Here is a 25,161-nt window from a genome sequence, read left to right as displayed (position 1 = left end):
CATGCAATATGTCATCGTAGGTATAGGTGGACAGGGAATTTTGTTTTCCACAAAAGTATTGGGTCATATTGCCATGTCCCGCAACGAAAAAGTTATGGGAAGTGAAGTTCATGGCATGGCTCAGCGTGGTGGGTCTGTTATCAGTCATTTTAAAGTGGGAGATTACCAGAGCCCCCTTGTAAAAACTGGTGAAGCGGACATCCTTCTTGCTTTTGATCAAAATGAAGCCATACGAAACCTTCACTTTCTAAGGGAAGAAGGAAGCCTGTTAGTAAATATTTTTGACGAAAAGGCCCTTGAAAATACCCATCTCAACGAGTATCTTAAAAAGAGAAATATTAAGGTATTCAAAATAAAAGGGTACGATATACTCAAAGAGCACATGGGCGGGAATTTCCTTTTTCTGAACGTTCTTATTCTTGGAGCTCTTTGCGCATGTGACGTAAGCACCGTAAAAATAGACCAGGTTCGACAGGCTATTCAGCAGTTATCCCCAGAAAAATTTGCAGACGCTAACCTCAAGGTATTAAACCTCGGTTACGATGCCATTTTTTAACAAAAAAAGGAGCATTTTGCGAGGGGGCTCTTTTGAGCTCCCTCCCTTTGCTCACCGCGGAACAATGCTTATAGAAGTAATTCTTGTTCTTGCCATCACCCTGGCAATATCAGGGGCAGTAGTTACACGTTTCCGCCCTCTCTCTGTTTTGGGGTCTCCTGAACAACAAGCGCATAAAGAAGCGGAACGCCTTGCTTTATGGTTCGAGTCCCGTCTGTGTAAAGGGAGATTGCAGCAACATTCCTGTGAAATTCGCCTCTTACCGGGAGATCGCCCTGTGGATCAGGTAAGAATCACTTGGGACACAGGAGAAAGGGAGATCTTTGATTCTCGTGGAAAAGCCTGGTTTCAAATGGCATCATTTAATCGCGTGTGTACCTATAGTCCGCGATGGCACACAGTTTCTCCCGCTTTTGCTCTAGAGGTGATGACCGCACCCCAGTCAGGTGAAACAGTTTGTTCAGTCGTTGTTTCCCTTCACAGTTTTATCAGCATTAAATAAAAGTAAAAAATATATTTATTTCTATTGAAATCTTGAAAGCACAGGAGTATAAAAAAACAATTCCAACAGCGCTTTTATAGAAAAGGGGGACAGTTGGATGGCAGAGGGGAAGCCTTGGTGGAGAGAGTTTGTTGAGACTATTTTATGGGCTCTTGTTATCGCTCTTATTTTACGGACTTTTATAGTACAGGCTTTTTGGATTCCCAGCGGATCCATGGTCCCTACCCTTGAGCCGGGAGATAGGGTTCTTGTGGCCAAGTTCTGGTATTCTTTCCGAAAGCCAGAACGTGGAGATATTTTTGTCTTTAAATTTCCCCTCGACCCGAAGCGTGATTTTGTAAAACGAATAATTGGTCTTCCTGGAGACTTCCTCGATGTTAGAGACGGGATCGTTTACATCAATGAAAAGCCCCTTCATGAAAAATATGTGAAGTGGAGAGATGATTTTTCACTTTTCCCAAACATTCTCTTTCCTCAGGTTCCCATAAGAATTCCCGAGGGAAGGTATTTTGCAATGGGGGATAATCGATCGCATTCACAGGACAGTCGTTATTGGGGGTTTGTCCCAGAAGAATATATTCGAGGTCCAGTTTTTTTCCGATACTGGCCTTTTCGCAGAATAGGAGTTGTGCATTAATATGCCACGTACAGTCTGGTACCCGGGCCATATGGCAAAAGGGAAACGCAAATTAGAAGAACTGGTTCAAAAGCTCGATCTTATATTAGAAGTTCGAGATGCGCGGGCTCCTCATCTTACCTCTTCGCCAATGTCAGATCAGCTTTCCAGAATTTGTCCCGTCTACATTGTACTTTCACGAGCAGACCTTGCTGAGGAAGGGGCTACAAAAGCATGGCTTCAGTTTTTTTCGTCTATTAAGCAAAAGGCCTGGGCATTCAATTTTCTTGAGGGGAGAATACAATTATTGCGTCGGGACCTTGCGAAACTTCGGCCTGCTCACCGTGAACTTCGTCTTGCTGTTGTGGGAATCCCCAATGTGGGCAAATCCCTTTTCCTAAACCTTCTAGTAGGTAAAAAACGAGCTCCCGTTGGAGGAGTTCCTGGCATTACCAGGGGGGTTTCATGGTATAAAGGGCAAGATATCCTTGCTGTAGATTCTCCAGGCATTCTTGACCCCCGTTCACATAACGAGGTACACCGCCGCCTTGCCTGGCTCGGCTGCAGCAAAGCGGAAGTTATTGGCGGCACGGATGTCGTAGCACTTTCCCTTATTGAGCATTTAAAAGAGCGAGGACATTGGCATCTTGTTGAAAAAAAGTGGAATATAGAAAATGTGGAAGAAGAGCCACTCGTTACTCTTGAGAAAATAGGCCATCGTTTAGGATGTCTTGTCAGCGGCGGCCGTGTTGATCTTTTATTGGCAGGGCAGCGTTTTCTCGATGCCTTTTCTACGGGTAAACTTGGGCGAATAACATTGGAGTGGCCAGGGGAGCGATATCCATGGGAAATAGAGTAATAGCTGGTGTAGACGAGGCAGGCCGCGGCCCTTTAGCTGGTCCAGTTGTAGCGGCGGCTGTTGTTCTAACACCCTCTCAGCTTGATGCTTTGGCAGCGTTAGGATTAAATGATTCAAAAAAGCTTACGCCCTTAAAGCGTGAAAAAATCTTTAAGGCAATGGTAAGCCTTGGAGTAGCATGGAGAGCCCAGGCTGCTTCCCCTCGGCGTATCGACCAAATGAACATCTTGCAGGCTACCTTATGGGCCATGAGCAGATCAGTGAACAAGTTACCTCACGTTTTTGAGGAAGTCATTGTAGACGGCAGTGTCCTTATCCCCGGGCTTAGGAGTTATCCACAAAAGGCGATACCCAAAGGCGACAGTCTCGTACCAGAAGTGGCGGCAGCCTCTGTTGTAGCTAAAGTTCTTCGAGACAGAGCTATGGTTGCTCTGGATATGGCCTATCCTCAATATAATTTTGCCAAACACAAAGGTTACCCCACAGAGGATCATCGTCGTCGTATTACTGAGTTTGGGCTGTCACCCATTCATCGCAGAAGCTTTACGTGGAAGACTGTTTCTCCTGAGTAATCTGGGGCGTTTTTCTGGCATGGTATTAAGCAACCATCCCGGTTATCCCTAAAAGGATAAATCCTAATCACCAGGGTTAAGCTCATACTGTGAAAGGCGCTGCGGATACAAGGCCGTAGCGCTGTTCTTGCTTTTCAACAACTTGACAAAGGAGATGGATAAAACCATGGATCATGTTGCACTTGGCCGTTGGGGTGAAGAAACAGCCAGTGCGTTCCTTCAGAAAAAGGGGTGGCGCATTATTGAACGTAACGTTTCATTTCCTCGGGGAGAGCTGGACATTGTAGCCATGGATAAAAAAGAACTTGTCATAGTGGAAGTCCGCACCCGATCTGTAGGACGCATTATGCCTCCGGAAGAATCTGTAGGGCCTGTAAAGATCAGGCGACTTATCAGAACCGGCTTTCTTTATATAGATCAGGTTCAATGGTCAGGAATATGGAGAATAGATCTCGTGGGGATCACTTGCCATAATAATATGTCCTCCTATACGGTAAAACATTATTCTGATATTACCAATGGAATGATGTTATCATGAAACCTGTTTACGGCATCACCCTCCAGGGAGTGCGGGCTCTTAAAGTAGAAGTGGAAGTAGAGATAACGGGAGGACTTTTTGTCATTGGTATAGTTGGGCTCCCGGATGCGGCGGTACGGGAATCTCGCGAGAGGGTTCGAGCCGCGTTAAGGAACCTTGATATACCTGTCCGCGGCCGTGTAACCGTCAATCTTGCCCCCGCCGATTGCCCCAAAGAAGGGGCTTTTCTAGATCTTCCCATTGCTATTGGCATCGCTCAACAACTAGGCGTCATTTCACTGCAAAGCCCCACCCTTTTTATGGGGGAACTGTCCCTTGACGGCAGATTGCGAAAAACGAGAGGGGCAGTCCCTGCTGCCTTTTTGGCACGAGACCTTGGAATGCCTCTTTTTGTTCCCAGGGGGAATGCTTTTGAAGTTTCTCTGGTTCCAGGCGTAGAGGCCTATGCCCTGTCAACTCTAAGCCAACTCTTTGATCATCTGCAAGGAGAGGAGATTTTGCTGCCCCTGGAAAAACAGCGTTTGCCTTCGCAGAAAAATATTCCCAATCCAGACCTTGCGGATATCAAAGGACAGGCCGGGGCAAAAAGAGCCTTGGAAATAGCTGCGGCCGGTCATCATAATTTGCTTTTTATCGGATCTCCAGGGAGTGGGAAGACCATGCTTGCCAGAGCAATCCGGGGGATTGTCCCTCCCCTTTCCCATGAAGAGCTCTTAGAAAGCCTTCAGATACACAGCTCAGCAAGGCCAGATTATAAGCCGTCCCTTGAGCCTCCTTTTCATATAGTCCATCCCACAGCGAGCACTGTGGCCATATGCGGCGGAGGAGCCTCCCTGCGTCCAGGAGAAATAAGTCTTGCCCATCGAGGTATACTTTTTTTAGATGAGTTTACGGAGTTTCGACGGGATCTTCTGGAGGCACTGCGGCAGCCCCTTGAAGATGGAAGTATCGTTGTTAGCCGGGCGGCTGGAAGGGTAGAGTTTCCTTGTCGCGTATTGCTTTTGGCAGCATGCAATCCTTGTCCTTGCGGCTGGGCTGGTGACCCGGTGGAGTCATGCAGCTGTTCAGCTTATGAGAAAGAAAGATATAGCAAGCGCCTTTCCGGCCCAATACTTGACCGCATTGACCTGCATGTTTCAGTTCCGCGCCTTCTGCCCAAAGAATTGATTTCTTTTGAAGATCAGAGTGGGGAAGATAGTGAAACTGTCCGCCAAAGGGTGTGTGAGGCAAGGGAAAAACAGCGATTGCGATGGAGAAAGTATGGTTTTCACTGCAATGCTGAACTTCCAGAGCGCATCATTAAAAGAGAGCTCAACCTCGGCACCGACGTTCGCCCATTTTTAATCCGGATGGCAGACAACCTGCGTCTTTCGGGCAGAGGCATAAGCAGGGTTTTAAAAGTGGCCAGGACCATTGCTGATCTTGATAATTCTTCTCGGGTACGGGTTCCGCACATATCAGAAGCTCTCGCCTATAGGGGAGGGGGGGGTTCTTCATGACGCCGCGGCAACAAGCCCTTTTATTGATGAACGCATTGGAAGCAGATAGCCGTTTATGGAATAGGCTGGTTGCCACAGAAGAAAGTATGGAGGCTCTGCTTTCCGCAAATCTCACAGAAGAACAACGGGGAGCTCTTTCACCGGGAGCTTGCGAGCGCATTGTTTCTTTAATTAGGTCTAAATGGGTGAAAAGACAAGAAAATAGATGGCATTCCATGGGGATTCAGGTGCTATATTATGGAGAAAAGGGATACCCCCCTTCTCTCCAGACCATGGAAAATGCCCCCTTGGTTCTTTTTGTACGAGGACGCTCGAGACTTGAAAAACCTATGCTGGCAGTTGTGGGAACTCGCAGAAGTACGTTTTATGGCCAGCAGGTAGCTCGTGCTTTAGGACGTGTTGCGGCTGAGCGGGGTTGCATCTTGTTGAGCGGCGGCGCTCTTGGCATCGATGGGGCGGCTCACGGTGGGTGTCTTGAGTCTGGTGGAGAAACAGCAGTAATTCTGGCTCATGGGCACAACCGTATTTATCCAAGGCAGCATAAGGACCTTTTTAGCAAGATTGTTGGTTCGGGGGCCCTTATTACTGAATATGGGTTAGGGGTTGATGCTAAACCCTGGCATTTCCCGAAACGAAACCGTATTATAGCTGGGTTGGCAGATGTAATTGTTGTGGTTGAGGCTCCTGTTCGAAGCGGAGCCATAGTAACAGCCCAATTGGCCCTTGACCTGGGAAAAGAAATCTGGGCTGTTCCAGGACGTATTGATGAAAAAGTGTGCAAGGGTTCTAACAAACTTCTTTTTGACGGAGCTAACCCCCTTATCGATGTTTCCGATTTTGCTGAAACCCTATGCTCGAAACAGCTTGATCTTTGGGGTTCTGATGTGCGGAAAAACAGGCAAAATCAATTGGATATAACAGAAAAAGAGCAAAAAATTCTCAATCTTTTTCAAATTCATGGAGATCGGACAGTTGACAACCTGTCTGCTGAATGTAAAATGACTGCCGCCGATGTTATCTCTTGCATAAGTCATTTGTCGGCGTTAAATCTTATCTATCAATCTGGGCCCGGTCGCTGGAGGGCCTCTATCGATCCCAAGTAAAGGAGCGTATCGTATTGACGCGATTGGTACATGATCTTGAAAGAATGTTTCTAACTGAAGATGCTCTAGACCTTATACACTACCTTCTTATGACTGAAGAATATCCACGAAAAGTCATAGAAATAGCTATTGAAGATGCCATCATGATCGGACAAATTCGGGGCGGGCATATTGATGCCCCATCTTTTTTGAACATTATTCAGAGGGCTGTCGATTCCAGCCTGGCAAGTTTTGACCTCATGGGTTCTCTTTATGACTCAGTTAAAGGTCAATATTTCGTTCATTAAACAAGGAGGATCTTATGACGAAGAAAGAATCGGGAAAAACCCTTGTTGTTGTTGAGTCTCCTACGAAAGCAAAAACTCTATCGAAAATATTAGGTTCAAAATATACGGTTAAAGCGAGTATAGGCCACATTAAAGATTTGCCTAAAAGCCGTATCGCCATTGATGTGGAGAACAACTTTCAACCTGAATATATTCTTGTAAAAGGTAAAGCCAAGATTAAAAACGAGTTGGTGAAACTAGCCCGGGGAAGTCAAAAGATTTTGCTTGCCTCAGACCCCGACCGGGAAGGAGAAGCTATTGCATGGCATCTTTGCAACATTCTTGATGTTGATCCTCAAACGTTATGCCGCATCCGCTTTTATGAGGTAACTCCAAAGGCTGTTAAAGAAGCTCTTAAAAAACTAGAACCAGTGGATATGAATCGGGTGAATGCTCAACAGGCCAGGCGGGTGCTTGATCGCCTCGTTGGCTATACTCTCAGTCCTCTTCTTTGGAAAAAAATTCGTTATGGTCTTTCTGCCGGCCGGGTTCAATCTGTAGCTCTCAATCTCATCTGTGAACGGGAACGGGAGATAATTAGTTTTGTTCCCTCTGAATACTGGCACATTAGCGTATTGGCCTCATCCCTTGATAAAACGAGGAATTATGATCTGAAAGTGATGAGCTTCAAAAATAAATCTTTCTGGAAAGAAGGCAAGCCTCTTCTTATTTCCAGCTCAGAGCAGGCGGAGAAAATAGCGTCAGATATTGCTAAACAGGAGCTTGTGGTAAAGGAGTATAAGGTCAAGGAAGGGAAAAGAGCCCCCTTGCCCCCTTTTAAGACGAGTACTCTACAGCAGGAAGCCGCTCGCCGCCTGGGTTTTTCTCCTCGCCGGACCATGAGGATTGCTCAGAGTCTTTTTGAAGGTGTCAGCGTACCTGGGCGAGGTCCAGTGGGCCTAATAACCTATATGCGCACTGATAGTCTTCGCATTGCCCCGGATGCCATTAATGGGGCCAGAACCTTTATTTCGGAAAGATATGAGGCAAAATATCTTCCAGCGAAGCCAAACTTCTTTGCGTCAAAGGCGAGAAGCCAGGATGCTCATGAAGCTATCCGGCCTACCGACGTGACATTAACGCCAGAGATATTAAAAAATGTTTTGAATTCCGAACAGCACCGTCTCTATACCCTTATCTGGAACCGTTTTGTCGCTTCTCAGATGGCCTCGGCATTAGTTGCCAATGCCATTCTTGATGTAGCGGCCGGTTCCTATGGTTTGCGCCAGACAGGAGAATCACTTATATTTGATGGCTGGGGAGCGGTATGGCCCCTTGAGTTGAAGGGGGGACAGCTTGATCCAGCACAGCCTGAAGAAACTCTTTTGTGTCAAGAGATTGAAAAAGAACAGCGTTTTACCAAGCCGGCCGCCCGTTATTCCGAAGCGACTCTCATCAAAACCCTTGAGGAAAAGGGAGTTGGCCGCCCATCGACCTATGCCACCATTGTAGAGACCCTTTACGATAGAGGATATGTGGAAAAAAATGAAGAAAAACGTATTGAGCCCACACAGTTGGGTATGACTGTAGATGACTTTTTACTCCAATATTTTGATTCTAAAAGTCAGTCCCCCATAGTTGATACTGGATTTACGGCCCAGATGGAAGAACAGCTCGACCTTATCGAAGAAGATCAACTTCAATGGGTAGAAGTAGTGCGATCCTTTTGGAATGGATTTACTAACACCCTTGAAGAGGCTAAGAAAGCTTCCGCTGTTGAATTGCCTGAACCGGAACCGATCGGTGAGGATTGCCCCGAATGCGGCAAGCCCTTAGTTAAAAAAAGAGGCCGTTTTGGGGAATTCATAGCCTGTTCCGGATACCCGGAATGTCGTTATACCAAGCCAATATTAAAAACTATAGGTGTTAAATGCCCTCTCTGTGGAGAAACAGAGGGTGGGGAAGTAGTTCGGAGAAGAAGTAAAAAAGGGAAATTCTTTTATGGTTGTTCTCGTTACCCTGAATGTAAATATGTTTCATGGAATGAACCAACTGGAGAAAAATGTAAGGAATGTGGCGCTTCTCTCATTCGCAAGAACAAGAAAAGTCTTCCAGAATGCCCTGAGTGTGGCTGGAAGAAAGAAAAAAAGGGCAAAAAGGAGAATAAGTAATATATGAGAAGATCTGATGAGATTCTAATTGTCGGAGGAGGGCTTGCAGGAAGCGAGGCAGCATGGCAGCTGGCTCAAAGGGGTTACTCTGTTTGCCTTGTAGAAATGAGGCCAGTTGCTACCACTCCTGCCCATCAGACCGATATGATGGGCGAGCTGGTATGCAGTAATTCTTTAGGAGCAGATAATTTGACAAGCCCAGCCGGGATATTGAAAGGGGAGTTGCGCTACCTTAACAGCCTTATTATGGAAGCGGCTGATCATTCTTCTGTCCCAGCAGGGAAGGCTCTTGCCGTAGATCGGAATGTCTTTGCTGGCTATATTACAAAAAAACTTTCGGGGCATCCCCAAATTCGAATTGAGCGGCGAGAAATAACTGAGCTGCCTGAAGAGCCTGCCATTATAGCCACAGGCCCCCTTACGAGTCCAATTTTTGCTGAAAGACTTCGGCAAGTGACAGGCCAGGAATATTTTTCTTTTTTTGATGCCATCGCGCCAGTGGTCTTTTATGACACCATTGATATGAATAAGGCCTATCAAGGTGGTCGATATGGTCAGCAAGCAGACTATATCAATTGCCCTATGAATGAAGAAGAGTACATAAAATTTTGCCAGGCCCTCCTAACGGCAGAACAGGCTCCCCGTCATGAGTTTGAAAAAGATGTCCGATATTTTGAGGGATGTCTGCCTGTGGAGGTCATAGCCTCCAGGGGAATTGATACTCTTCGTTTTGGTCCCCTCCGTCCGGTAGGACTTCCAAACCCCTCTACCGGAGCAGAACCCTACGCAGTAGTCCAGCTTCGCCAGGATAACGCAGATGGGACACTCTTCAATCTTGTAGGTTTTCAGACAAGCTTGAAGTGGGGAGAGCAGAATCGGGTTTTCAGAATGATTCCTGGCCTTGAGAACGCGGAGTTTGCCCGTTATGGCGTAATGCATCGGAACATATACGTCAATGCGCCTAAAGTGCTTGACGGTTCCCTTCGTCTGCGAGGGAGCAAGGCGTTGTTCCTTGCTGGGCAGATAACCGGCGTCGAGGGATATCTTGAAAGTACAGCTATGGGACTCGTCGCAGGACTTCACGTGGCTTTCTGTGCAGCCGGTTTGCAAATCCCCCTTTGGCCTAAGGAAACAGCCATTGGTTCCCTTCTTCGATATCTTGCGGAAACCGACCCAAAGGTATTCCATCCCATGAATGTTAACCTGGGCATATTCCCCTCCCTCGATGTTAAAATCCGCCCAAAAAGCTTGCGATGTCAAAAGGTGGGAGAACGAGCCCTCCGCGCCTTGGAAGAATTTGATAAAAACTGTTTGAAATAGGACTTCCCCCCTATTTTCCTAATAGACTATTGTTGTATAATGTATAATAATCAATTCCAATGATTGTTAAACTTTTTCGTTGTTGTATCCTTGGCATTTTTCTGACAATTCAAGTTGCAAAAGTTGCAATTTTATGGCATTCTGATTCTTTAGAAAAGTATCAAGTAGCAGGAAAAGAATGATAAAATATGGTTATGGTTGAAAAGTTATCTTTTGCGCTGGATTATTATTTGGAACAGATGCGTTTTGCCAAAAGTATGTCAATGTATACAATAGAGAATTATGCTGTTGATCTCAATCAGTTTGTCAATTACCTTCTAGAACAGAATGTTACCCTTCTGTCTGAGGTCGATACTCGCATTATTCGAGAATACTTGCGTGTTCTTGCCTCTTTTGGATATGCAAGATCCTCTGTTGCGAGAAAGCTTTCAGCTATAAAAAACTGGTTTGCCTTTCTTGTAGATAAAAAACTGGTGGGGAAGGATCCGGCAAAAAATGTTAAGGGGCCGCGTCTGCCGGGACGGTTGCCTCGCGCGTTAAGTGTTGAGCAGGTATCAAGGCTTATAGAAGTGGGATGTGCAAAGAGCGCTGATCCTCTTCGTGATAAAGCTGTTCTGGAATTGCTCTATGGCTGCGGCCTCAGGATCGGCGAACTAGTGGTCCTTCGCTGGGAAGATATAGATTTTGCGGAGAGATGGGTGCGTGTGCGGGGCAAGGGGAATAAGGAACGCATGATCCCTGTCGGAAAGATGGCTATAAAGGCTCTCTATAACTGGCGAGATAGTTGCCAAATGGGTATTTTTCTTTTTACCGGAGAAGAAGGGAGTCATCTTACAGTTCGAACAGTTGGCAGGATTGTCGATCGAGCCGCTAAACGCGCAGGCCTATCTGGTGTGACGCCCCACATGTTGCGCCATAGTTTTGCCACTCACATGCTTGAAGGAGGCGCCTCTATCCGTGTCGTGCAAGAGTTGTTGGGTCACGAAAGTCTTATCACCACCCAACGGTATCTCACAGTAACGGCCGAGCATTTAAAACAAAGTTATATAGAGGCTTTTCCGAGAACTAGGGGAGATGATTAAGCTGTTTAAAGGAACTACGATTTTATGTGTAAGACAAGAAAATTCAGTGGCAATGGCCGGTGATGGACAGGTTACCCTGGGAGACCAGATTATAAAAGCGGGGGCCCGTAAGGTCCGTCGACTCTATAAAGGCAAGGTTCTCGCCGGTTTCGCGGGAAGCACAGCTGATGCCATGACCCTTTTAGAGCGTTTTGAGGCCAGGCTGGAAGAAAATAGCGGAGATCTAATGAGAGCAGCTGTCTCTTTGGTAAAAGAGTGGCGTTTGGACAGGGCTTTAAGAAAACTTGAGGCTCTTATGCTGGTGGCAGATGAAGAACATACGCTCTTGCTTTCTGGTGCTGGAGATGTCCTCGAGCCTGAAAATAATGTGGCTGCTATTGGATCTGGTGCTGGTTTTGCCTTGGCCGCCGCACGGGCCTTTATGGAGTCCAGTGACAAAAAAGCGTCTGACATAGCTCGCAGGGCCATTGAGATTGCGGCGGATATTTGTATTTATACAGATAAGGAAATAACGGTAGAGGTGATTGGAGAATGATCATTCTGGCCGATGACAAACAGGATCTGACGCCCCGCATGATTGTGGAGTGCCTCGATAGATATATCGTGGGGCAGGAAAAGGCGAAGAGAGCTGTTGCCATAGCTCTTCGTAACAGAATGCGCCGGCGAAATTTGCCCCGGGATCTTGCAAATGAAGTGGCGCCGAAGAATATCCTCATGGTGGGGCCTACAGGTGTAGGAAAAACAGAGATTGCAAGGCGTCTGGCCGATCTCGTTTTGGCCCCATTTGTGAAAGTGGAAGCGACGAAATTTACTGAAGTGGGCTACGTTGGACGGGATGTAGACTCCATGATACGCGACCTCGTAGAAACAGCAGTAGCCATGGTGAAGAGGGTAAAAATAGAAGAAGTTCAAGGTCCTGCAGAGGAACGGGCGGAATGGCGGCTTGTGGATGCCTTGCTGCCACGGCCGGAGCGAAAGACATCTATGCCGGATTTTATGAAAATATTTTCAGGTAAGGAAGCTGAAGAAACGCCGCCTCAGGAAGAAGACACCATCCGGGAGTCTACAAGAAATAAGGTCTATGCCCTTCTTAAGGCTGGAAAGCTTGATGAGCGGGAAGTAGAGCTGGAAGTTGCTGAGAGCGCGTCCATGGGCATTCCTATTCTTGGAGGAGCAGGGATGGATTCCATGGGTATGAATATAAATGAAATGCTGAGTGGATTGCTTCCTAAAAAAACAAAAAAGCGTCGAATGAAAGTATCAGATGGAAAGAAACTCCTACAGGCAGAAGAAGCAGAAAAACTGATAGATATGGAGTCTGTAGCCAGAGAAGCACTGGATAAGGCCCAGGAAGAGGGCATTATATTCATTGATGAGATAGATAAGGTGGTTGCTCGAGGAACTTCCAGCGGTCCTGATGTAAGTCGAGAAGGAGTGCAACGAGACCTTCTCCCTATCGTAGAAGGATCTACCGTGCAGACAAAATACGGCACGGTAAAAACAGATCATATCCTCTTTATTGCAGCAGGGGCATTCTCAAGTGTTAAGCCCTCAGACCTGGTACCGGAACTCCAGGGCCGTTTCCCCATTCGGGTGGAATTGCAGCCCCTTGGGAGAGAAGAGTTGGCCCGCATACTTGTGGAGCCCGAAAACAGTTTAATTAAGCAATATCAGGCACTTTTAAGCACAGAGCGCATTGAAGTGCGGTTTTCAGAAGATGCCATTGAGGAAATAGCGGCAATGGCCGAAAAAATGAATGCTGAGATGGAGAATATAGGAGCCCGGCGACTCCATACCATGGTGGAGCAGCTTCTCGAAGAAATTAGTTTTACTGCGCCAGAGCGGCAAGGTGAAGTGGTTGATATTAACGCTCAGTTTGTAAAGGAGAGGCTTTCGCCTCTTATGGAAGACACAGACTTACGAAAGTATTTGCTTTAAATCATGCAGGAGGGATCGGAAATGGTAAAAAGTGACAAAAAAGTAGCAGAGAATAAGATTGGAATAGTTGATGACCCAGCAATGAAAGATTTGCTTGATAAGACTCGCCAGGTAGGCAGGGCCCTTCAGAGTCGGCGGGAAGGGACGAAACCAGATTATAGCAAACTGGCAAAACTTCTTTGTGAATTCTCAACAGCCAATGTCTATATCATTAACAGAGAAGGGCGGATACTAGTGCATTCATGGGTTAGCGAGTATCATTCAGAAGCAGTGGCGAATTTCCTTGAAAGGGGATATATGCCAGAAAGTTTTGTGGAAAAAATGAACCAGCACAGAGAGTCCATTTTGAGTGAAACAGATGGATATCTTTTCGATGATGAGGTCGCCTCGAAGGAAGCTCCAGAAAAGCATCTATTGTATGTTCCTATCTATAGCGCGGCAGAACGGCTGGGGACATTGCTTCTCGTAAGGTTCTTCAACCCCTTCTACATGAAAGATCTCATTTTGGCAGAATATCTTGCCACTCTCGTAGGTATCGAAATACTCCATGATCGAACACGAAGTATAGAAGAACGGGCGAGAGAACGCCTTGTGGTACAGATGGCTATGCGTGCTCTATCCTACTCCGAAGTAGAGTCTGTAAAGCATATCATCGCAGAGCTTGGAACTTATGAAGGAGTCGTCATTGCAAGCAAAGTGGCGGATCGTGTGGGAGTTACAAGAAGTGTCATTGTAAATGCCTTGAGAAAGCTGGAAAGCGCTGGGATTATCGAAAGCAGAAGCCTTGGCATGAAAGGAACCTTTATTAAGATATTAAGTCCTCTTTTTATAGAAGAACTTGGGATGGTTCTTACCCAGAATAATTAACAATAAAACAGTGAAAGGGGCTGATCAGCCCCTTTCACTGTCCTTTCCCTTTCGAGTGGAGCACAACACAGGAGAGATGAATGCATGGGAAAAAGAGTGCTCGTAGTTGACGACGCCGTTTTTATGAGGATAATACTGAAAGATATTCTTTTAAATAATAATTTTGAGGTTGTAGGAGAAGCTGAGAATGGGAAAGTTGCGGTGGAAGCTTATCAGAGGCTTCATCCTGACATCGTGACAATGGATATATCAATGCCGAAGATGGATGGCATTGATGCGCTCAGGGCCATAAGAGCTTTAGATCCTGAGGCCAAGATTATTATGGTGAGTGCCATGGGACAGCAACCTATGGTCAGAGAGGCGATCAAAGCCGGAGCGCTGGATTTTATTGTGAAGCCTTTTCAGCCGGATCGGGTAGTGGAAGCTTTGAGCAGGGCCTTGGCCTAGATTGTTCCATAGTTCACCAATAGAGGCACGGTATCTATATAATATAAATTGCTTCGAATAAGAATGGGATATTAAAGAGACTGGAACGCCGGTAATTTGGTATAATTCCAAAACAGATCTTTTTTGTCTAACTAGTTTTTAAAAAAGATTTTATATTAGCCTTCTGGAGGGTAGAAAAACTGATGGTAGAAGATAAGAGGAGTGACCAGGCTCCCGTGAGTGTCGGGGATACGGTCGAATGTGAAGTGGAGCAGATCATGCCTTATGGTGCTTTTGTACGCCTTTCCACGGGACAGAGAGCGATGATTCACATTTCAGAACTCTCGTATAGCTATGTTAAGAAAGTGGAAGATGTTCTTGAGGTCGGCAAGAAGGTAACGGCGAAAGTGATCAAGATTGACGAAAAAAACCGGATTGATCTTTCCTTGAAAAAAATGGAAGAACGTCCTCCTGTTGCTCCTTCTGCTCCTAAAGAGACAGAGGATAACTTTGAAAAAAAGCTATCAAATTTCCTAAAAATTAGCGATCAGAAAATAGCGGATCTCAATAGCAAGTTAAATAATGCGAAAGCGAGCAAAAAACGGAGCAAAAGAAGCAAATGACCCGAATAATAACAAAGCAGGGGAGCTTAAGCTCCCCTGCTTTGTATTGGAGCCTTACGAAAGAAGATACTGAAATTGTGAAGCGTCAAATGGTTCATCGCAAGTTTAAAAACGACATCGTGGCAGGAGTAACCTATTACTGCCAATGGGGGGCTCCACAAGTTCTCCTATGCAGGCCAATGGTGAAGAAAAGGCCTTTCCCCACGTCTTTTTGGTTAACGTGTCCCTATCTCATTCAGAAGTGCGGCGAACTTGAATCTCAACAGGGCGTGAAGGCTTTAGAAGAATATCTACAGAAAAGGGTTTCTCTCCATGATTGGGTTCTTTACCATGTGCTTCATATGAATATACGCATGTCCCTTTTTCCTCCGGCCCAAAGAATGTACCTTCAAAAAAGACGGCCTTCATTATGGAAGGCTTTGCGTCGGGGAGGGGTAGGAGGGATTCAGGATAAAAATTCTTTTAAAGTAAAATGTCTTCATCTTCATGTCGCTTCATGGCTAGCGCTGAGAACACACCCTGCCGGAGAGTGGCTTCATCAAAACCTGCAACAGGTTAGCTGCCCCGTTCCAGAGTGCTACCCATGTTTTATAAAAGGAGGGGGAAGGAATGTGGAAAGGGCGCTTTAGTGAAGAAACAGCAGAAATCGTTTTGAACTACACCCAGTCTCTTGATCTGGACTGGTGCCTTGCTCCCTTTGATATCCAGGGGAGCATCGCCCATGGGAGAATGCTTGTTTCTGCCGGTCTTTTGTCCCCTGACGAAGGAGAAAAAATAGAAGGCGGACTTCGTCAGGTCTTACAGGAAATAGAAGAGAAAAGTTTTACCCCCTCTATTGAATTAGAAGATGTGCATATGAACATAGAGCACCGTCTTACCCAATTGCTCGGACCTCTGGGGGCGAAGCTTCATACTGGGCGTAGCCGCAACGACCAGATTGCTACGACGTTGCGCCTTTATTTGCGTGATAGACTGCAAAAGGTTCAACAAGGCATGTTCACCCTTCTTGAGGCTATTCTGGAAAGAGCCCATGCTCATCGCCATATTGTTGTTCCGGGATACACTCACTTGCAGCAGGCTCAGCCAGTAAGCATGGGCCATTACTGGATGTCCCATTTTCAGGCATTTCGAAGGGATTGCATCCGTCTTCGGGCTGCTCTGGGCTCACTGGAAGATTGCCCTCTTGGCGCAGGGGCCCTTGCGGGTTCAACATTGCCTCTTGATCGTTTTTATACTGCAAAGGAGCTTGGATTTAAGAACCCGACGGAGAACAGTCTTGATTCTGTAGCCCATAGAGATTATTTATTTGATTATCACTATTTTGCGGCGGTGTTTGCAATACATTGCAGCAGATTGGCCGAGGATTTTATTATTTACAATAGTCAGGAATTTGGCTGGCTTAAACTTCCTGACGCTTTCTGCACGGGCTCAAGCATGATGCCCCAGAAGAAAAATCCTGACGTATTGGAGCTGACCCGTGGAAGGACAGGACAAATCATAGGACACTTCGTTGATTTGCTTGTTATGCTAAAAGGACTGCCCATGACATATAATCGGGATTTGCAGGAAGATAAACGAGGTCTTCTGGCATCTCTTGCCGTTATTCTCTCGATTATAGAAATTCTGCCAGAGTTTTTGTCTCGTGTAGAAGTTGATGAAAAAAGAGCTGTTTTAGGAATGGAAAATGGTATGATCCTTGCTACCGATGTGGCCGAGTATCTGGTTAAGGAAGGTGTTCCTTTCAGAGACGCTCATTGGAAAGCCGGACAGCTTGTTCGCTATTGTCTCGATAACGGGCGGTCTCTTCTGGATCTGACCCTGTCTGAATGGAAAGCTATTATTCCAGAAGCGAAAGAAGACCTTTTATCCATTCTTTCTCTTAAAGAGAGTGTCGCCAGGCGGCAAACCTATGGAGGAACAGGTTTTATATGTGTAGAGCGGCAAATAGAAGAAGGGGATGGGTGGCTCGCGTATCAAAAGAAGAGAGATAACGCCTGCTCTTCCAGTTGAATATGAAACCAAATAAAGGCAGGCAAAAGCTATTTTACAGGCCGAGATTCCCCTTGTCAGAAAACTTTCAATCCTGAGATTTTTAAAAAGGGCTTGACTTGCGGCGTTTTTTCTGTAGAATAAACCCTTGCGTAACGGCAGTAACAGGTCGAATGCACGAGCCGTTAGCTCAGTCGGCAGAGCACCGGACTTTTAATCCGGGCGTCGTGGGTTCGACTCCCACACGGCTCACCATAGCGGTCCCATCGTCCAGTGGTCTAGGACACAGCCCTTTCAAGGCTGCGACACGGGTTCAAATCCCGTTGGGACCGCCATTTTTCAATTTATCTGCCGGTGTAGCTCAGTTGGTAGAGCAGCGCACTCGTAATGCGCAGGTCGGCGGTTCGAGTCCGCCCGCCGGCTCCAGAGTTAGCATAAGTATGTTCCCCATGTGAACCCTTTCGTTCTCGTAAGCCCTCTGCCGATCCGAAGCATATTGAAGGCGCCATCGCATCTCGCTAAAAAAGCACCCAGAAGTATACTCAGCCAATCGAATTTATTGCCGCCGTTTTTGTTGGAAACGAGAAAAACGGACAAATTACCGCACTATTATCGAAAAAGAATCTCCCGGTTCTCCCGCCAGGAACACCAGGCTTCCCCCGGGTACGGATATTTCGCTGCTGTCTATAATGCTGTCGTAAACTTTCTCTACCTGCCGTCTGGGAAAAATGATCACCCTGCCATTTGCGGGCTTTTCGATGGACATAATTCCTCCTTGTTCGACTTTCCTCCATTCGTTTTCGCCCTCAGATCCGATCACTATGGTATTTTCCCCTGGTACTAGCGTTCCTGCGATATCTTCGCTCGAATAGACGAACTGGATTGCCTTCAAACGGATTGCGCCGTCTTTCTTAAAAAGCTGGATATTGCACTGATCGCGAAAGCCTGTTGCGGCAATTGCCCCAAAATCGGGGGTTTCCACCCTGTTCACTCCAAAGAATTTCACATACCCGGGAAGATCGCCGTACTCTTCAGATTTTACCAACAGATCGTCAGGAAGCTGCGCAAAGGGAGAGGCGTTGCGTATAAGCCAAAACCTGCCGTCCATTACCACCGACAGACTTTCTGGTTTTTCTACTGGATCAATCTTCTGGTACATGGGAATATCTGCCCCGTACTGCGGGACTTCTTCCATGACAAGATAAACTGTCTTTTCTCCCGTGAGAAAGTAATATCGGTAACCAGTTGCAAAATCATGAAATAAGCCTCCGTTGTGAACCAGTGAAAGAATCGGCTTCTCTTTATTCTCTTTCGCTTCTTCGTCTTCCGAAGGAGAAGCGAGGGAGTAGACGTTCAGCGTATGACTCTCATTGTCAAAGATCATGCGAACAGCTTCTTGTGTGTTTACATAGAATCCCGCGAGTTTCAAAAACTCATCGGGAATGGGCTGTGGTTCTGGAGGTTTGACTGGAGAAACCGGTTTCGGTCCGGGGAGCCCCTTGTCCTTCATGAGCGCCTCCATAATACGGTGCGTAGCTTTTGCGGCGCCAGCTTGTCCGGAGTACGTCACTGCAATCGCCAGCCGTTCCTGTGGAAGGATCTGGAGATTGGTTGAATAGAACAAGGTCCCGCCGCTCTTGCCCAGAACCTGGTACCCGTTCTCCCGGTAGGCTGGAAGGAGTGCATAATCCCAACCGAAGGCATCTAAAAGGGCATCCCCCTTCAATAAAGAAGAAAAGGGGGTGGGCTGTTCCTTCAGAACATCCTTTAGCGAGGAATCTGAAAGAATGTTCATTCCGCCGGGGGCAAAACTGTCTCCAAACCGGCAGAGGTCCTCCGGAGTGGAGGAGAGCCCGCCTGCGCCCAGCACCGTAACTACCTCTGGGGGATATTTATTTCCCTCTTCATCGTAGAATTCGGCAATCTTTCCTCCAGTAACGCCAACACTCTCACCCGAGTTCCGCATTTCAAGGGGAGAAAATATCCTTTCGGTGACAAACGAGGCGAATGACTTTCCTGAAACACGCTCAACGATTATCTCGGCCAGGGTAAAACCATCATTGCAGTAAATACTCATTTCACCTGGGGTGTGCTTGAGAACCGCATTCTTCAATGTTTCAAGCAATAGGGTCTGGTGATCCTCGTCAGCCCTGTACCCAAAAACAAATGTGGAGCCAGGCAGGCCTGAAGAATGATTGAAAAGCATCCGCACCGTAATGTCCCGGTATCGGGGGTCCTTCATTACGAATTCAGGTATATGCTTTACCACGGGGTCTTCAAGGCTTAATTTACCATCATCTGCCAGCAGCAGAATTGCTACGGCAGCGAACATTTTGCTCGTCGAACCTATATTGAACCTGGTGTCTCTGTCCACGAGACGGTTAAGTGAGCGGTCTGCCGGTCCGAATCCCTCCGAATACACTATATTGCCCCTGTCCATCACTGCTACCGATGCGGAGTTTCCCCCTCCGGATATAATAGTTTTCCATATTATTTCTCTCGCGGTCGAAACTGTGTTCGGGTAATTAACGACATTGCCAGAACACGGCAAGATGAAGATGAAAAGAATTAATACAACACACGAAAGACTCATAAGAACAGGCAACGCCTTACGGGTTCTCATTAATGTTTCCTCCCTTTCACACGTTTTACTGCTTCAAGTTTGAAATCCTGTGTGTAATATTTGCACCTCTCTAATCTCCACTATATCGTCTCTTTGTACTGTCCATTAATTCGGGGGCTCTGCGATCAGGTATGCCCTTAACCCGAGTTTTCGCATCAAGTGCTTTTTGTGATAGGATGTCTGTAGCAAACGTACTTTATTTTTCTCCACTCATTTCGACCTGGTACGCAATCGGCCTTTTTACTGGTGTCTCCGTTAATTTCATTTTGACACCTTCTATGTATGTCGCATAATACAGCCAAAGTAAAATAAAAACAATAAAAGCGCAAGGCAATTAAAATCTATCTATTTTACGTGGGGATTTTTAAGATGGCTTGCAAATGGCAACGTTCCTCGGCTTGTAATCGCACTTGTAATGCGCAGGTCGGCGGTTCGAATTTGCCCGCTGGCTCCAGGTCCGCAGAGAGAATATAAAAGGCTTTGAGTCTTATTGCTGTTAGAGCAAAAGCCCAAAGCCTTTTTTATTGCGCAACGGTATAATGGCACAGAATGAAAACATAAAAGGGGATTTCAAATGGCACTGAAAAAGCAGATACTATTTATTCGTCACGGACAAACAGATTGGAATAATGAGATGAGGTATCAGGGGCAAAGCGACGTGCCTCTCAATGCGGAAGGCCTTGAGCAGGCTGATCGGGTTTCCCTTCGCCTGGCGGCATCCTTTGAGGCAGATCTTATCGTATCAAGCCCTTTGCTCAGAGCACGACGGACTGCAGAAATAATAGCAGCGCGGCAGAGCTGCAATGTGCTTCACGTGCGTGAAGGCCTAAAAGAAATTGCTTTTGGCGAATGGGAAGGACTTTCTGTCTCAGAGGTTGAAGCGCGGTTTTCTGAAGAGCATAGCCAATGGAGAAAAGATCCTTCAACCCTTGTCCCAAGGAGCGGGGAATCCTTTAACGAGGTTCGACAGCGAGTTGCGGAAATCCTTGATGAAATATTGAAAAGGGATGAAGAACGAATCCTTGTAATAGCCCACGGAGGTTCTATACGTACGGCCCTTGTTGAACTTCTAAAGGTCAGCTCTTCCCTTGTATGGCGTATGCGTCTCGATAATTGTTCTATTTCTTCCATACACGCTTACAGAAGTGTAATGATGCTTTCTTTTCTGAACGATGCTATGCATCTTTACGTACCGAGGGAAATCATTCAACAACTTCCCCTTTCTTCTTAGACAAGATAGAAACTAACTGGTAAAATTCCCATAGTTATGTCTGCATAGGGAGAGGAGGCTTTTTTTGAGCGGGAGATGGGATGAAGAACAGAACCAGTTACGTCTTTCTCCAGAGAAAGAAGAGATGCTTTGGGCCCGTTGTCATTTAGATGACGATGCCCGGGAGGAACTGATTATTTCTTATCGGCCTCTTGTTTTCTGGCTTGCTCAAAAATTCTATGTCTCTCCTTCACTCTACCCCGATTTAATTCAGGAAGGTATGGTTGCGCTTATTAAATCCGTAGATAAATTTGAGCCGGAGCGCCAGCTTAAATTTACCACCTATGCCTTTTACCGCATAAAAGGACAAATGGTTAATTTTCTCCAGAGAAGTGAGGCCAAGGCGCCTATTCCCATGGACGATGAAGACATGAGAATACAAGACAATTTTTCTTATGAGACCTACGATCTCCTTCTTACCCTTTCTCAGGAAATAAAGAATTTACCTGACCGTGAAGGGGAAATAGTAAGGGAGATGTTTTATAAAGGACGCGAGGCAAAAGAGGTTGCTGACAAACAGGATCTTGATATTAGCCACGTATATCGTCTCAGACGAAATGCTGTAGCACGGCTTCGGAGTTGGATTTTTCCCGACCATACCACTAAGAAGACCTAAAAAGTGATAAGTAAAGAGAGGGTTATAATGACGGCAGTGTCTTCAGGAGTGATGGCAGTATGGAAAAACGCATCGCAAGGGTTGTAAGATGGCTTGAAAGGTGTGTTTCTGCGTCAAAAAGCAAAGCGTGGCATAATGCGCTGACAGAAATGGAGTGCGCCAGGGCTGAGCTTGAAGAGGCAAGAAGGGAACTGTGGGAATTGGCTGCGGAAAATGAGCAGCCGAAAAGAAATATGTTTGTTGTTGATTTAAGTCGGGTCGCGGCCCTGGCTATATTTTTCCTGTGTGTTCTTTCTGTCCCCCTTTCGGCTCCCATAGGCAATAGTCAGAGAAACATTGTTATGAATAATGATGATCTTATATTGGAATGGGTAACTTCTGATGAAAAAGCAGTTTTAGCAGGCTTGCGGAAAAGTCTGAGCGAAAGCAACCTTGAAGCTTTAAAAAGAGAGCAAAAAAACGAGTTGGAAAAAATTCCTTTGCCTTCCGCTACAACTGTGTCAAGTTTTAAACTTGTTCCTGTCCAGCCCAAAAAACAGATTTCTTTTGAACCTGAACAGCATGTTTTCCAGGATCAGAAAAAAAGCGATGAAAAACCTGTTGCCCTAGAACGTATTTTGACCCTTATGCAAATTGGGCAAAATGCCTTGCGAGAAGAAGGGCCTGCTATAATCATTAATAGACAATAAAAACTTCACCTTCCCGGAAGGAGAGATTACGTGTGAAACGACCAGTTTTTATATCGATAATGTGTTTCTTTTTTATGATGTTCATGTCTCTGGGAGTTTGGGCTCAAGAGCCTCCTGTCGTTTCGCGGGATGTACGAGGTAATGAGCATGTGGTATCAGAGCACATCCTTTCGGCTACTGGAACGAAAATAGGAGAACCATTAAACCGTGAACAGCTTCAGAAAGATGTAGAGGCAATTTATGAGTTAGGATTTTTTTCTTTTGTAGATGTGGATCTCGCCGTTGTGGAAGGTGGCGTTGGAGTTACCTATGTGGTGAAAGAAAACCCAGTGGTAGATAAAATTGAGTTCTCAGGCAATACTGTTTATAGCGATGAAGATCTGTTAAAACTGGTTTTCACCGCGCCTGGAGCTGTGTTTAACAGGGTCTTTTTCCGTCACGATCTGGAACGCATACAAGAAAAATATCAGAAAGATGGCTACGTCATGACTCGAATTGCCGATGTGCAGATTGAGGGCGGCATTATTAATGTGCAGATTATGGAACCTATTGTAGGTGACATTATTATTCAGGGTAACACAAAGACGAAGAGCTACGTCATAGAGCGCCAGATCAAGGTTAAAAAAGGCGACCTTTTTAATGCCACTGTGCTTCGCCACTCCATTAACAAAATTCAGCAGATGGGCTTTTTTGAAGATGTGAACGTGGGCTTTGAACCTGGAGATACTCCCCTTGCTACAAATGTTGTGGTAACGGTAGAAGAGAAAAAGACAGCTGCTGTTGGGCTTTCCATAAGCCATGGCACTGAAAGCGGCTGGTCAGGCGGACTATCTTATGGAGATTCCAACTGGAGAGGAAAAGGGCACAATGCCGAAGTAGGCTTTGAAACGGGAGATAACGAGCAGTACTGGCTGACATATACAGAGCCCTATATGGATGATATATATTATGCTTGGAAAGTGGGCGCCTACAAGCGTGTATATGAGGAGCGAGGCTTTTACAGAGCGGGAGCAAAGCGCCTTGAATACGATGAGGAACGGGTAGGGTTCTATATTGGCGCCGGTAAAAAGTTCAGTTTCGATCCACGCCTAAGCTGGTATCTGACCCTTGATTGGCATGATGTTGATGTTTCTAATGTCGTAAAACTGCCTGCCGGAACCCAGGAAGACCTTGATGACCTGACCACGGGAACCACCTTTGCCGTTATCGGGACATTGACCTGGAACACGTTAGATGAATACCTCAGTTATTCCAAAGGCCACATTATTGATTTAAGTGTTGAACATGCCCTGGATATGTTGGGCGCTGACTGGACCTACACTAAATATTGGGCCCAGGGTCGCTACTATATTCCTGTCATGGGATTAGGGGATTTTTTGGATTTCAATTTAGGGAAAGAAGACAATCCACCTATTTTCGCTACCCGCATCAAGGCCGGCTTTTCTTCCGGTGTCCTTCCTTCTGCCGAAAGGTATTCTTTAGGGGGATCGAACTCTCTTCGAGGATACGATGGCGGCGAGTTTGAGGGGGATGAAATGTTTCTCGCGAACGTAGAAGCCCGCATTCCTATAGAGAGTGCCTTTGGATTTGTGCTTTTTTACGATATAGGCAATGCGTGGCGTGGAGAAGACAACTTCAGTTTCTCAGATCTTCATGACTCATGGGGTGTGGGGGTAAGAGTGAAAACCCCCCTTGGGAACCTTCGTCTGGATTACGCGCAGGGAGAAGATGAGAACAAGACCCACTTTGGTTTTGGAGAACTTTTCTAAGGGGTGAGATCGCCCATTATGACAAGAAAGAGCAGGGCTGTAGCCGCTGCGTTTCTGGCTGCGGCCCTTCTTTTTATGTCGCTCCCTCTTTACGGAGCCGTTCATATAGAGGGAATGCCGGCATGGATGGCAGAAAGCGCGGAAAAAAGCCTGAGTGCTGTCTGGGGGGAGATGGATACTTCCATCTCTTTGTCAGAGCGCTTTAAGATGCTTACTCTCGTTGCGGACCGATTGCTAACGGGGTACGTGTTCAGGTCGCCTCGTTATCGTAACAACCAAGTTGAAGTAAAAGCCCATGCTGAAGAAGCCCTGGCCTGGGAGGTGGAATTGCAAATGCCATCCCTTCCTTCCCCTGGCGATAAATGGTTTCAGGAGGATACCGTTTCTCTCCCAGCCCTCATCCATTCCCACATCGATGGGGTGCCCCTTGCTGCCCTGGCCTGGGCGGATACGGCATTGAAACGGGAGATACGAAGTCTGACAGAAACCCGTGCTCCAGGTTGGGATATCGCGGTTTTTGTGGAATTGCCGGCAAATGCCAAGTCAAACATCCTTAAAGTTTCCTTTCTTCCGCAACAACCCTTTGTTCTGGCTGTAACCCCATCCGTCCAATCGGGATCCCTCCCTGTTGCATTTCAGTCTGATCTGAAAGATAATTTGCAGTCGGGCCTTTTTCCCATTGTAGGTCTGCCAGTAGAATGGGTTTCCCACCACAAGAACGATATTGAAAAACTGGCAGAAAAAGCCTTGGAAGACCGCAACATAGTGGTCAATTCAAAAGCCAAGGTTAGTGTAGATTTTCGCCCTGCGCAGATCTCACGAGCAGATGCTCTTGTAGAGAGTTCCCGGTTTACTGTTCAGGCGTGGGCAGCCGCCTACGGTGGAACGGATGATAAATATCCCGAGGTGGGACTTCACATAGGCAGAAAATCCCTTCCTGTAAGTGGCTGGGATGTTGAACTTTATGGCGAGTGGATTCTTTCCACCAATGATTTTGATCTTGAAAGTCGCTGGGGGGCGCGGTGGAAGGTTCATCCACGAATGCTCCTAGGGGCAGAACTGGCCTATCCTGGAGGAGAAGTATGGTGGAGATTCTGGTTTACTGGCAAGGTCAAGGAACCCTACGCATGGTGGCGGTTTAGTGAGGATAGTTACAGTAATTTTGGCGTAGGCTATCGAATAAACGAGTTTTTATCTATTGAATTGCATTATGACGAACGTGACGAAGATCAATGGAGTATTCGCGCGGTCGGCAACTTGTAAGGGG

At 46.4% G+C, this 25,161-nt stretch carries 25 protein-coding genes and 3 tRNA genes; 27 read left to right on the top strand and 1 reads right to left on the bottom strand.

Going from position 1 to position 25,161, the window contains the following annotated elements:
* Nucleotide 1: 1 nt before the first annotated feature.
* The 22 genes from AMICO_RS07810 to AMICO_RS07705 all read left to right on the top strand — a co-directional run bounded on the left by AMICO_RS07810 (nt 2) and on the right by AMICO_RS07705 (nt 17,353).
* Nucleotides 2-556, top strand: a complete 555-nt coding sequence (locus AMICO_RS07810) for a 2-oxoacid:acceptor oxidoreductase family protein (protein WP_013048910.1) — start codon at nt 2-4, stop codon at nt 554-556.
* Nucleotides 557-620: 64 nt separating this feature from the next.
* Nucleotides 621-1,058 (top strand): hypothetical protein, encoded by a 438-nt coding sequence (locus AMICO_RS07805; protein ID WP_148211350.1) that lies wholly within the window; start codon nt 621-623, stop codon nt 1,056-1,058.
* A gap of 97 nt (nt 1,059-1,155) precedes the next feature.
* Entirely contained in the window at nt 1,156-1,695 is a 540-nt protein-coding gene (gene lepB, locus AMICO_RS07800; RefSeq protein WP_013048908.1) for a signal peptidase I, read from the top strand.
* A gap of 1 nt (nt 1,696) precedes the next feature.
* The gene (locus tag AMICO_RS07795; protein ID WP_013048907.1) at nt 1,697-2,533 is read left to right on the top strand and encodes a YlqF/YawG family GTPase; all 837 of its coding nucleotides are present in this window, start codon (nt 1,697-1,699) and stop codon (nt 2,531-2,533) included.
* The gene (locus AMICO_RS07790; RefSeq protein WP_013048906.1) at nt 2,518-3,105 is read left to right on the top strand and encodes a ribonuclease HII; all 588 of its coding nucleotides are present in this window, start codon (nt 2,518-2,520) and stop codon (nt 3,103-3,105) included. The genes AMICO_RS07795 and AMICO_RS07790 overlap by 16 nt, the downstream gene beginning before the upstream one ends.
* Nucleotides 3,106-3,271: 166 nt before the next feature.
* Nucleotides 3,272-3,643 carry a YraN family protein gene (locus AMICO_RS07785; RefSeq protein ID WP_013048905.1) on the top strand — a complete coding sequence of 124 codons (372 nt, stop codon included), beginning with the start codon at nt 3,272-3,274 and terminating at the stop codon, nt 3,641-3,643.
* A complete protein-coding gene (locus AMICO_RS07780; protein WP_013048904.1) occupies nt 3,640-5,142 on the top strand; it encodes a YifB family Mg chelatase-like AAA ATPase in 1,503 nt (500 codons plus the stop codon). The genes AMICO_RS07785 and AMICO_RS07780 overlap by 4 nt, the downstream gene beginning before the upstream one ends.
* Complete coding sequence (gene dprA, locus AMICO_RS09980; RefSeq protein WP_013048903.1) at nt 5,139-6,245, top strand: DNA-processing protein DprA; 1,107 nt, start codon at nt 5,139-5,141, stop codon at nt 6,243-6,245. Before AMICO_RS07780 ends, dprA begins: the two co-directional genes overlap by 4 nt.
* 14 nt (nt 6,246-6,259) lie before the next feature.
* Nucleotides 6,260-6,532, top strand: coding sequence for a hypothetical protein (locus AMICO_RS07770; RefSeq protein WP_013048902.1), 273 nt, complete (start codon nt 6,260-6,262; stop codon nt 6,530-6,532).
* 14 nt (nt 6,533-6,546) lie between these two features.
* Nucleotides 6,547-8,682, top strand: coding sequence for a type I DNA topoisomerase (gene topA, locus AMICO_RS07765; protein WP_013048901.1), 2,136 nt, complete (start codon nt 6,547-6,549; stop codon nt 8,680-8,682).
* Nucleotides 8,683-8,685: 3 nt separating this feature from the next.
* A complete protein-coding gene (gene trmFO / locus AMICO_RS07760) occupies nt 8,686-10,002 on the top strand; it encodes a methylenetetrahydrofolate--tRNA-(uracil(54)-C(5))-methyltransferase (FADH(2)-oxidizing) TrmFO (protein WP_013048900.1) in 1,317 nt (438 codons plus the stop codon).
* Nucleotides 10,003-10,196: 194 nt separating this feature from the next.
* Nucleotides 10,197-11,084 carry a site-specific tyrosine recombinase/integron integrase gene (gene xerA / locus AMICO_RS07755; RefSeq protein WP_041459661.1) on the top strand — a complete coding sequence of 296 codons (888 nt, stop codon included), beginning with the start codon at nt 10,197-10,199 and terminating at the stop codon, nt 11,082-11,084.
* Complete coding sequence (gene hslV, locus AMICO_RS07750) at nt 11,077-11,619, top strand: ATP-dependent protease subunit HslV (RefSeq protein WP_013048898.1); 543 nt, start codon at nt 11,077-11,079, stop codon at nt 11,617-11,619. The genes xerA and hslV overlap by 8 nt, the downstream gene beginning before the upstream one ends.
* The gene (hslU, locus tag AMICO_RS07745; RefSeq protein ID WP_013048897.1) at nt 11,616-13,022 is read left to right on the top strand and encodes an ATP-dependent protease ATPase subunit HslU; all 1,407 of its coding nucleotides are present in this window, start codon (nt 11,616-11,618) and stop codon (nt 13,020-13,022) included. Before hslV ends, hslU begins: the two co-directional genes overlap by 4 nt.
* A 21-nt stretch (nt 13,023-13,043) precedes the next feature.
* Nucleotides 13,044-13,889 (top strand): GTP-sensing pleiotropic transcriptional regulator CodY, encoded by an 846-nt coding sequence (gene codY / locus AMICO_RS07740; protein WP_041459378.1) that lies wholly within the window; start codon nt 13,044-13,046, stop codon nt 13,887-13,889.
* 84 nt (nt 13,890-13,973) lie between these two features.
* Nucleotides 13,974-14,336, top strand: coding sequence for a response regulator (locus AMICO_RS07735; RefSeq protein ID WP_013048895.1), 363 nt, complete (start codon nt 13,974-13,976; stop codon nt 14,334-14,336).
* Nucleotides 14,337-14,518: 182 nt separating this feature from the next.
* Nucleotides 14,519-14,938, top strand: a complete 420-nt coding sequence (locus AMICO_RS07730) for a S1 RNA-binding domain-containing protein (RefSeq protein WP_013048894.1) — start codon at nt 14,519-14,521, stop codon at nt 14,936-14,938.
* 77 nt (nt 14,939-15,015) lie between these two features.
* Nucleotides 15,016-15,567 carry a DUF501 domain-containing protein gene (locus AMICO_RS07725; protein ID WP_169302818.1) on the top strand — a complete coding sequence of 184 codons (552 nt, stop codon included), beginning with the start codon at nt 15,016-15,018 and terminating at the stop codon, nt 15,565-15,567.
* Nucleotides 15,548-16,948, top strand: coding sequence for an argininosuccinate lyase (argH, locus tag AMICO_RS07720; protein ID WP_013048892.1), 1,401 nt, complete (start codon nt 15,548-15,550; stop codon nt 16,946-16,948). The genes AMICO_RS07725 and argH overlap by 20 nt, the downstream gene beginning before the upstream one ends.
* 158 nt (nt 16,949-17,106) lie before the next feature.
* Nucleotides 17,107-17,182 (top strand) — tRNA-Lys (locus AMICO_RS07715).
* A 4-nt stretch (nt 17,183-17,186) separates the two neighbouring features.
* A tRNA-Glu gene (locus AMICO_RS07710) sits at nt 17,187-17,262 on the top strand.
* 15 nt (nt 17,263-17,277) lie between these two features.
* A tRNA-Thr gene (locus AMICO_RS07705) sits at nt 17,278-17,353 on the top strand.
* Nucleotides 17,354-17,525: 172 nt separating this feature from the next.
* Here AMICO_RS07705 and AMICO_RS07700 read toward each other — a convergent pair.
* A complete protein-coding gene (locus AMICO_RS07700) occupies nt 17,526-19,550 on the bottom strand; it encodes a serine hydrolase domain-containing protein (protein ID WP_013048891.1) in 2,025 nt (674 codons plus the stop codon).
* 574 nt (nt 19,551-20,124) lie between these two features.
* Here AMICO_RS07700 and cobC point away from each other — a divergent pair.
* The 5 genes from cobC to AMICO_RS07675 all read left to right on the top strand — a co-directional run bounded on the left by cobC (nt 20,125) and on the right by AMICO_RS07675 (nt 25,157).
* Nucleotides 20,125-20,781 (top strand): alpha-ribazole phosphatase, encoded by a 657-nt coding sequence (gene cobC / locus AMICO_RS07695; RefSeq protein WP_013048890.1) that lies wholly within the window; start codon nt 20,125-20,127, stop codon nt 20,779-20,781.
* Nucleotides 20,782-20,845: 64 nt separating this feature from the next.
* Nucleotides 20,846-21,436, top strand: coding sequence for a sigma-70 family RNA polymerase sigma factor (locus AMICO_RS07690; RefSeq protein WP_013048889.1), 591 nt, complete (start codon nt 20,846-20,848; stop codon nt 21,434-21,436).
* Between the two features lie 59 nt (nt 21,437-21,495).
* Nucleotides 21,496-22,125, top strand: coding sequence for a hypothetical protein (locus AMICO_RS07685; protein WP_013048888.1), 630 nt, complete (start codon nt 21,496-21,498; stop codon nt 22,123-22,125).
* Between the two features lie 32 nt (nt 22,126-22,157).
* A complete protein-coding gene (locus tag AMICO_RS07680) occupies nt 22,158-23,894 on the top strand; it encodes a BamA/OMP85 family outer membrane protein (RefSeq protein ID WP_013048887.1) in 1,737 nt (578 codons plus the stop codon).
* A gap of 18 nt (nt 23,895-23,912) precedes the next feature.
* On the top strand, nt 23,913-25,157 hold the full coding sequence (locus AMICO_RS07675) for a hypothetical protein (protein WP_013048886.1): 1,245 nt from the start codon (nt 23,913-23,915) through the stop codon (nt 25,155-25,157).
* The last annotated feature ends 4 nt before the right edge of the window (nt 25,158-25,161 follow it).

The sequence above is a fragment of the Aminobacterium colombiense DSM 12261 genome (assembly GCF_000025885.1).
In the GTDB taxonomy this organism is placed as follows: Bacteria; Synergistota; Synergistia; order Synergistales; family Aminobacteriaceae; genus Aminobacterium; species Aminobacterium colombiense.
Note: the sequence above shows the minus strand (reverse complement) of the source record. Positions and strands in the feature narration are given on the sequence as shown.

Bases quoted from the DNA above. Each gene is read 5' to 3' on its own strand.
- AMICO_RS07810 (WP_013048910.1), top strand. From the start codon at position 2: ATGCAATATGTCATCGTAGGTATAGGTGGACAGGGAATTTTGTTTTCC.
- AMICO_RS07805 (WP_148211350.1), top strand. From the start codon at position 621: ATGCTTATAGAAGTAATTCTTGTTCTTGCCATCACCCTGGCAATATCA.
- lepB (WP_013048908.1), top strand. From the start codon at position 1,156: ATGGCAGAGGGGAAGCCTTGGTGGAGAGAGTTTGTTGAGACTATTTTA.
- AMICO_RS07795 (WP_013048907.1), top strand. From the start codon at position 1,697: ATGCCACGTACAGTCTGGTACCCGGGCCATATGGCAAAAGGGAAACGC.
- AMICO_RS07790 (WP_013048906.1), top strand. From the start codon at position 2,518: ATGGGAAATAGAGTAATAGCTGGTGTAGACGAGGCAGGCCGCGGCCCT.
- AMICO_RS07785 (WP_013048905.1), top strand. From the start codon at position 3,272: ATGGATCATGTTGCACTTGGCCGTTGGGGTGAAGAAACAGCCAGTGCG.
- AMICO_RS07780 (WP_013048904.1), top strand. From the start codon at position 3,640: ATGAAACCTGTTTACGGCATCACCCTCCAGGGAGTGCGGGCTCTTAAA.
- dprA (WP_013048903.1), top strand. From the start codon at position 5,139: ATGACGCCGCGGCAACAAGCCCTTTTATTGATGAACGCATTGGAAGCA.
- topA (WP_013048901.1), top strand. From the start codon at position 6,547: ATGACGAAGAAAGAATCGGGAAAAACCCTTGTTGTTGTTGAGTCTCCT.
- trmFO (WP_013048900.1), top strand. From the start codon at position 8,686: ATGAGAAGATCTGATGAGATTCTAATTGTCGGAGGAGGGCTTGCAGGA.
- xerA (WP_041459661.1), top strand. From the start codon at position 10,197: ATGGTTGAAAAGTTATCTTTTGCGCTGGATTATTATTTGGAACAGATG.
- hslV (WP_013048898.1), top strand. From the start codon at position 11,077: ATGATTAAGCTGTTTAAAGGAACTACGATTTTATGTGTAAGACAAGAA.
- hslU (WP_013048897.1), top strand. From the start codon at position 11,616: ATGATCATTCTGGCCGATGACAAACAGGATCTGACGCCCCGCATGATT.
- codY (WP_041459378.1), top strand. From the start codon at position 13,044: ATGGTAAAAAGTGACAAAAAAGTAGCAGAGAATAAGATTGGAATAGTT.
- AMICO_RS07735 (WP_013048895.1), top strand. From the start codon at position 13,974: ATGGGAAAAAGAGTGCTCGTAGTTGACGACGCCGTTTTTATGAGGATA.
- AMICO_RS07730 (WP_013048894.1), top strand. From the start codon at position 14,519: ATGGTAGAAGATAAGAGGAGTGACCAGGCTCCCGTGAGTGTCGGGGAT.
- argH (WP_013048892.1), top strand. From the start codon at position 15,548: ATGTGGAAAGGGCGCTTTAGTGAAGAAACAGCAGAAATCGTTTTGAAC.
- AMICO_RS07700 (WP_013048891.1), bottom strand. From the start codon at position 19,550: ATGAGAACCCGTAAGGCGTTGCCTGTTCTTATGAGTCTTTCGTGTGTT.
- cobC (WP_013048890.1), top strand. From the start codon at position 20,125: ATGGCACTGAAAAAGCAGATACTATTTATTCGTCACGGACAAACAGAT.
- AMICO_RS07685 (WP_013048888.1), top strand. From the start codon at position 21,496: ATGGAAAAACGCATCGCAAGGGTTGTAAGATGGCTTGAAAGGTGTGTT.
- AMICO_RS07675 (WP_013048886.1), top strand. From the start codon at position 23,913: ATGACAAGAAAGAGCAGGGCTGTAGCCGCTGCGTTTCTGGCTGCGGCC.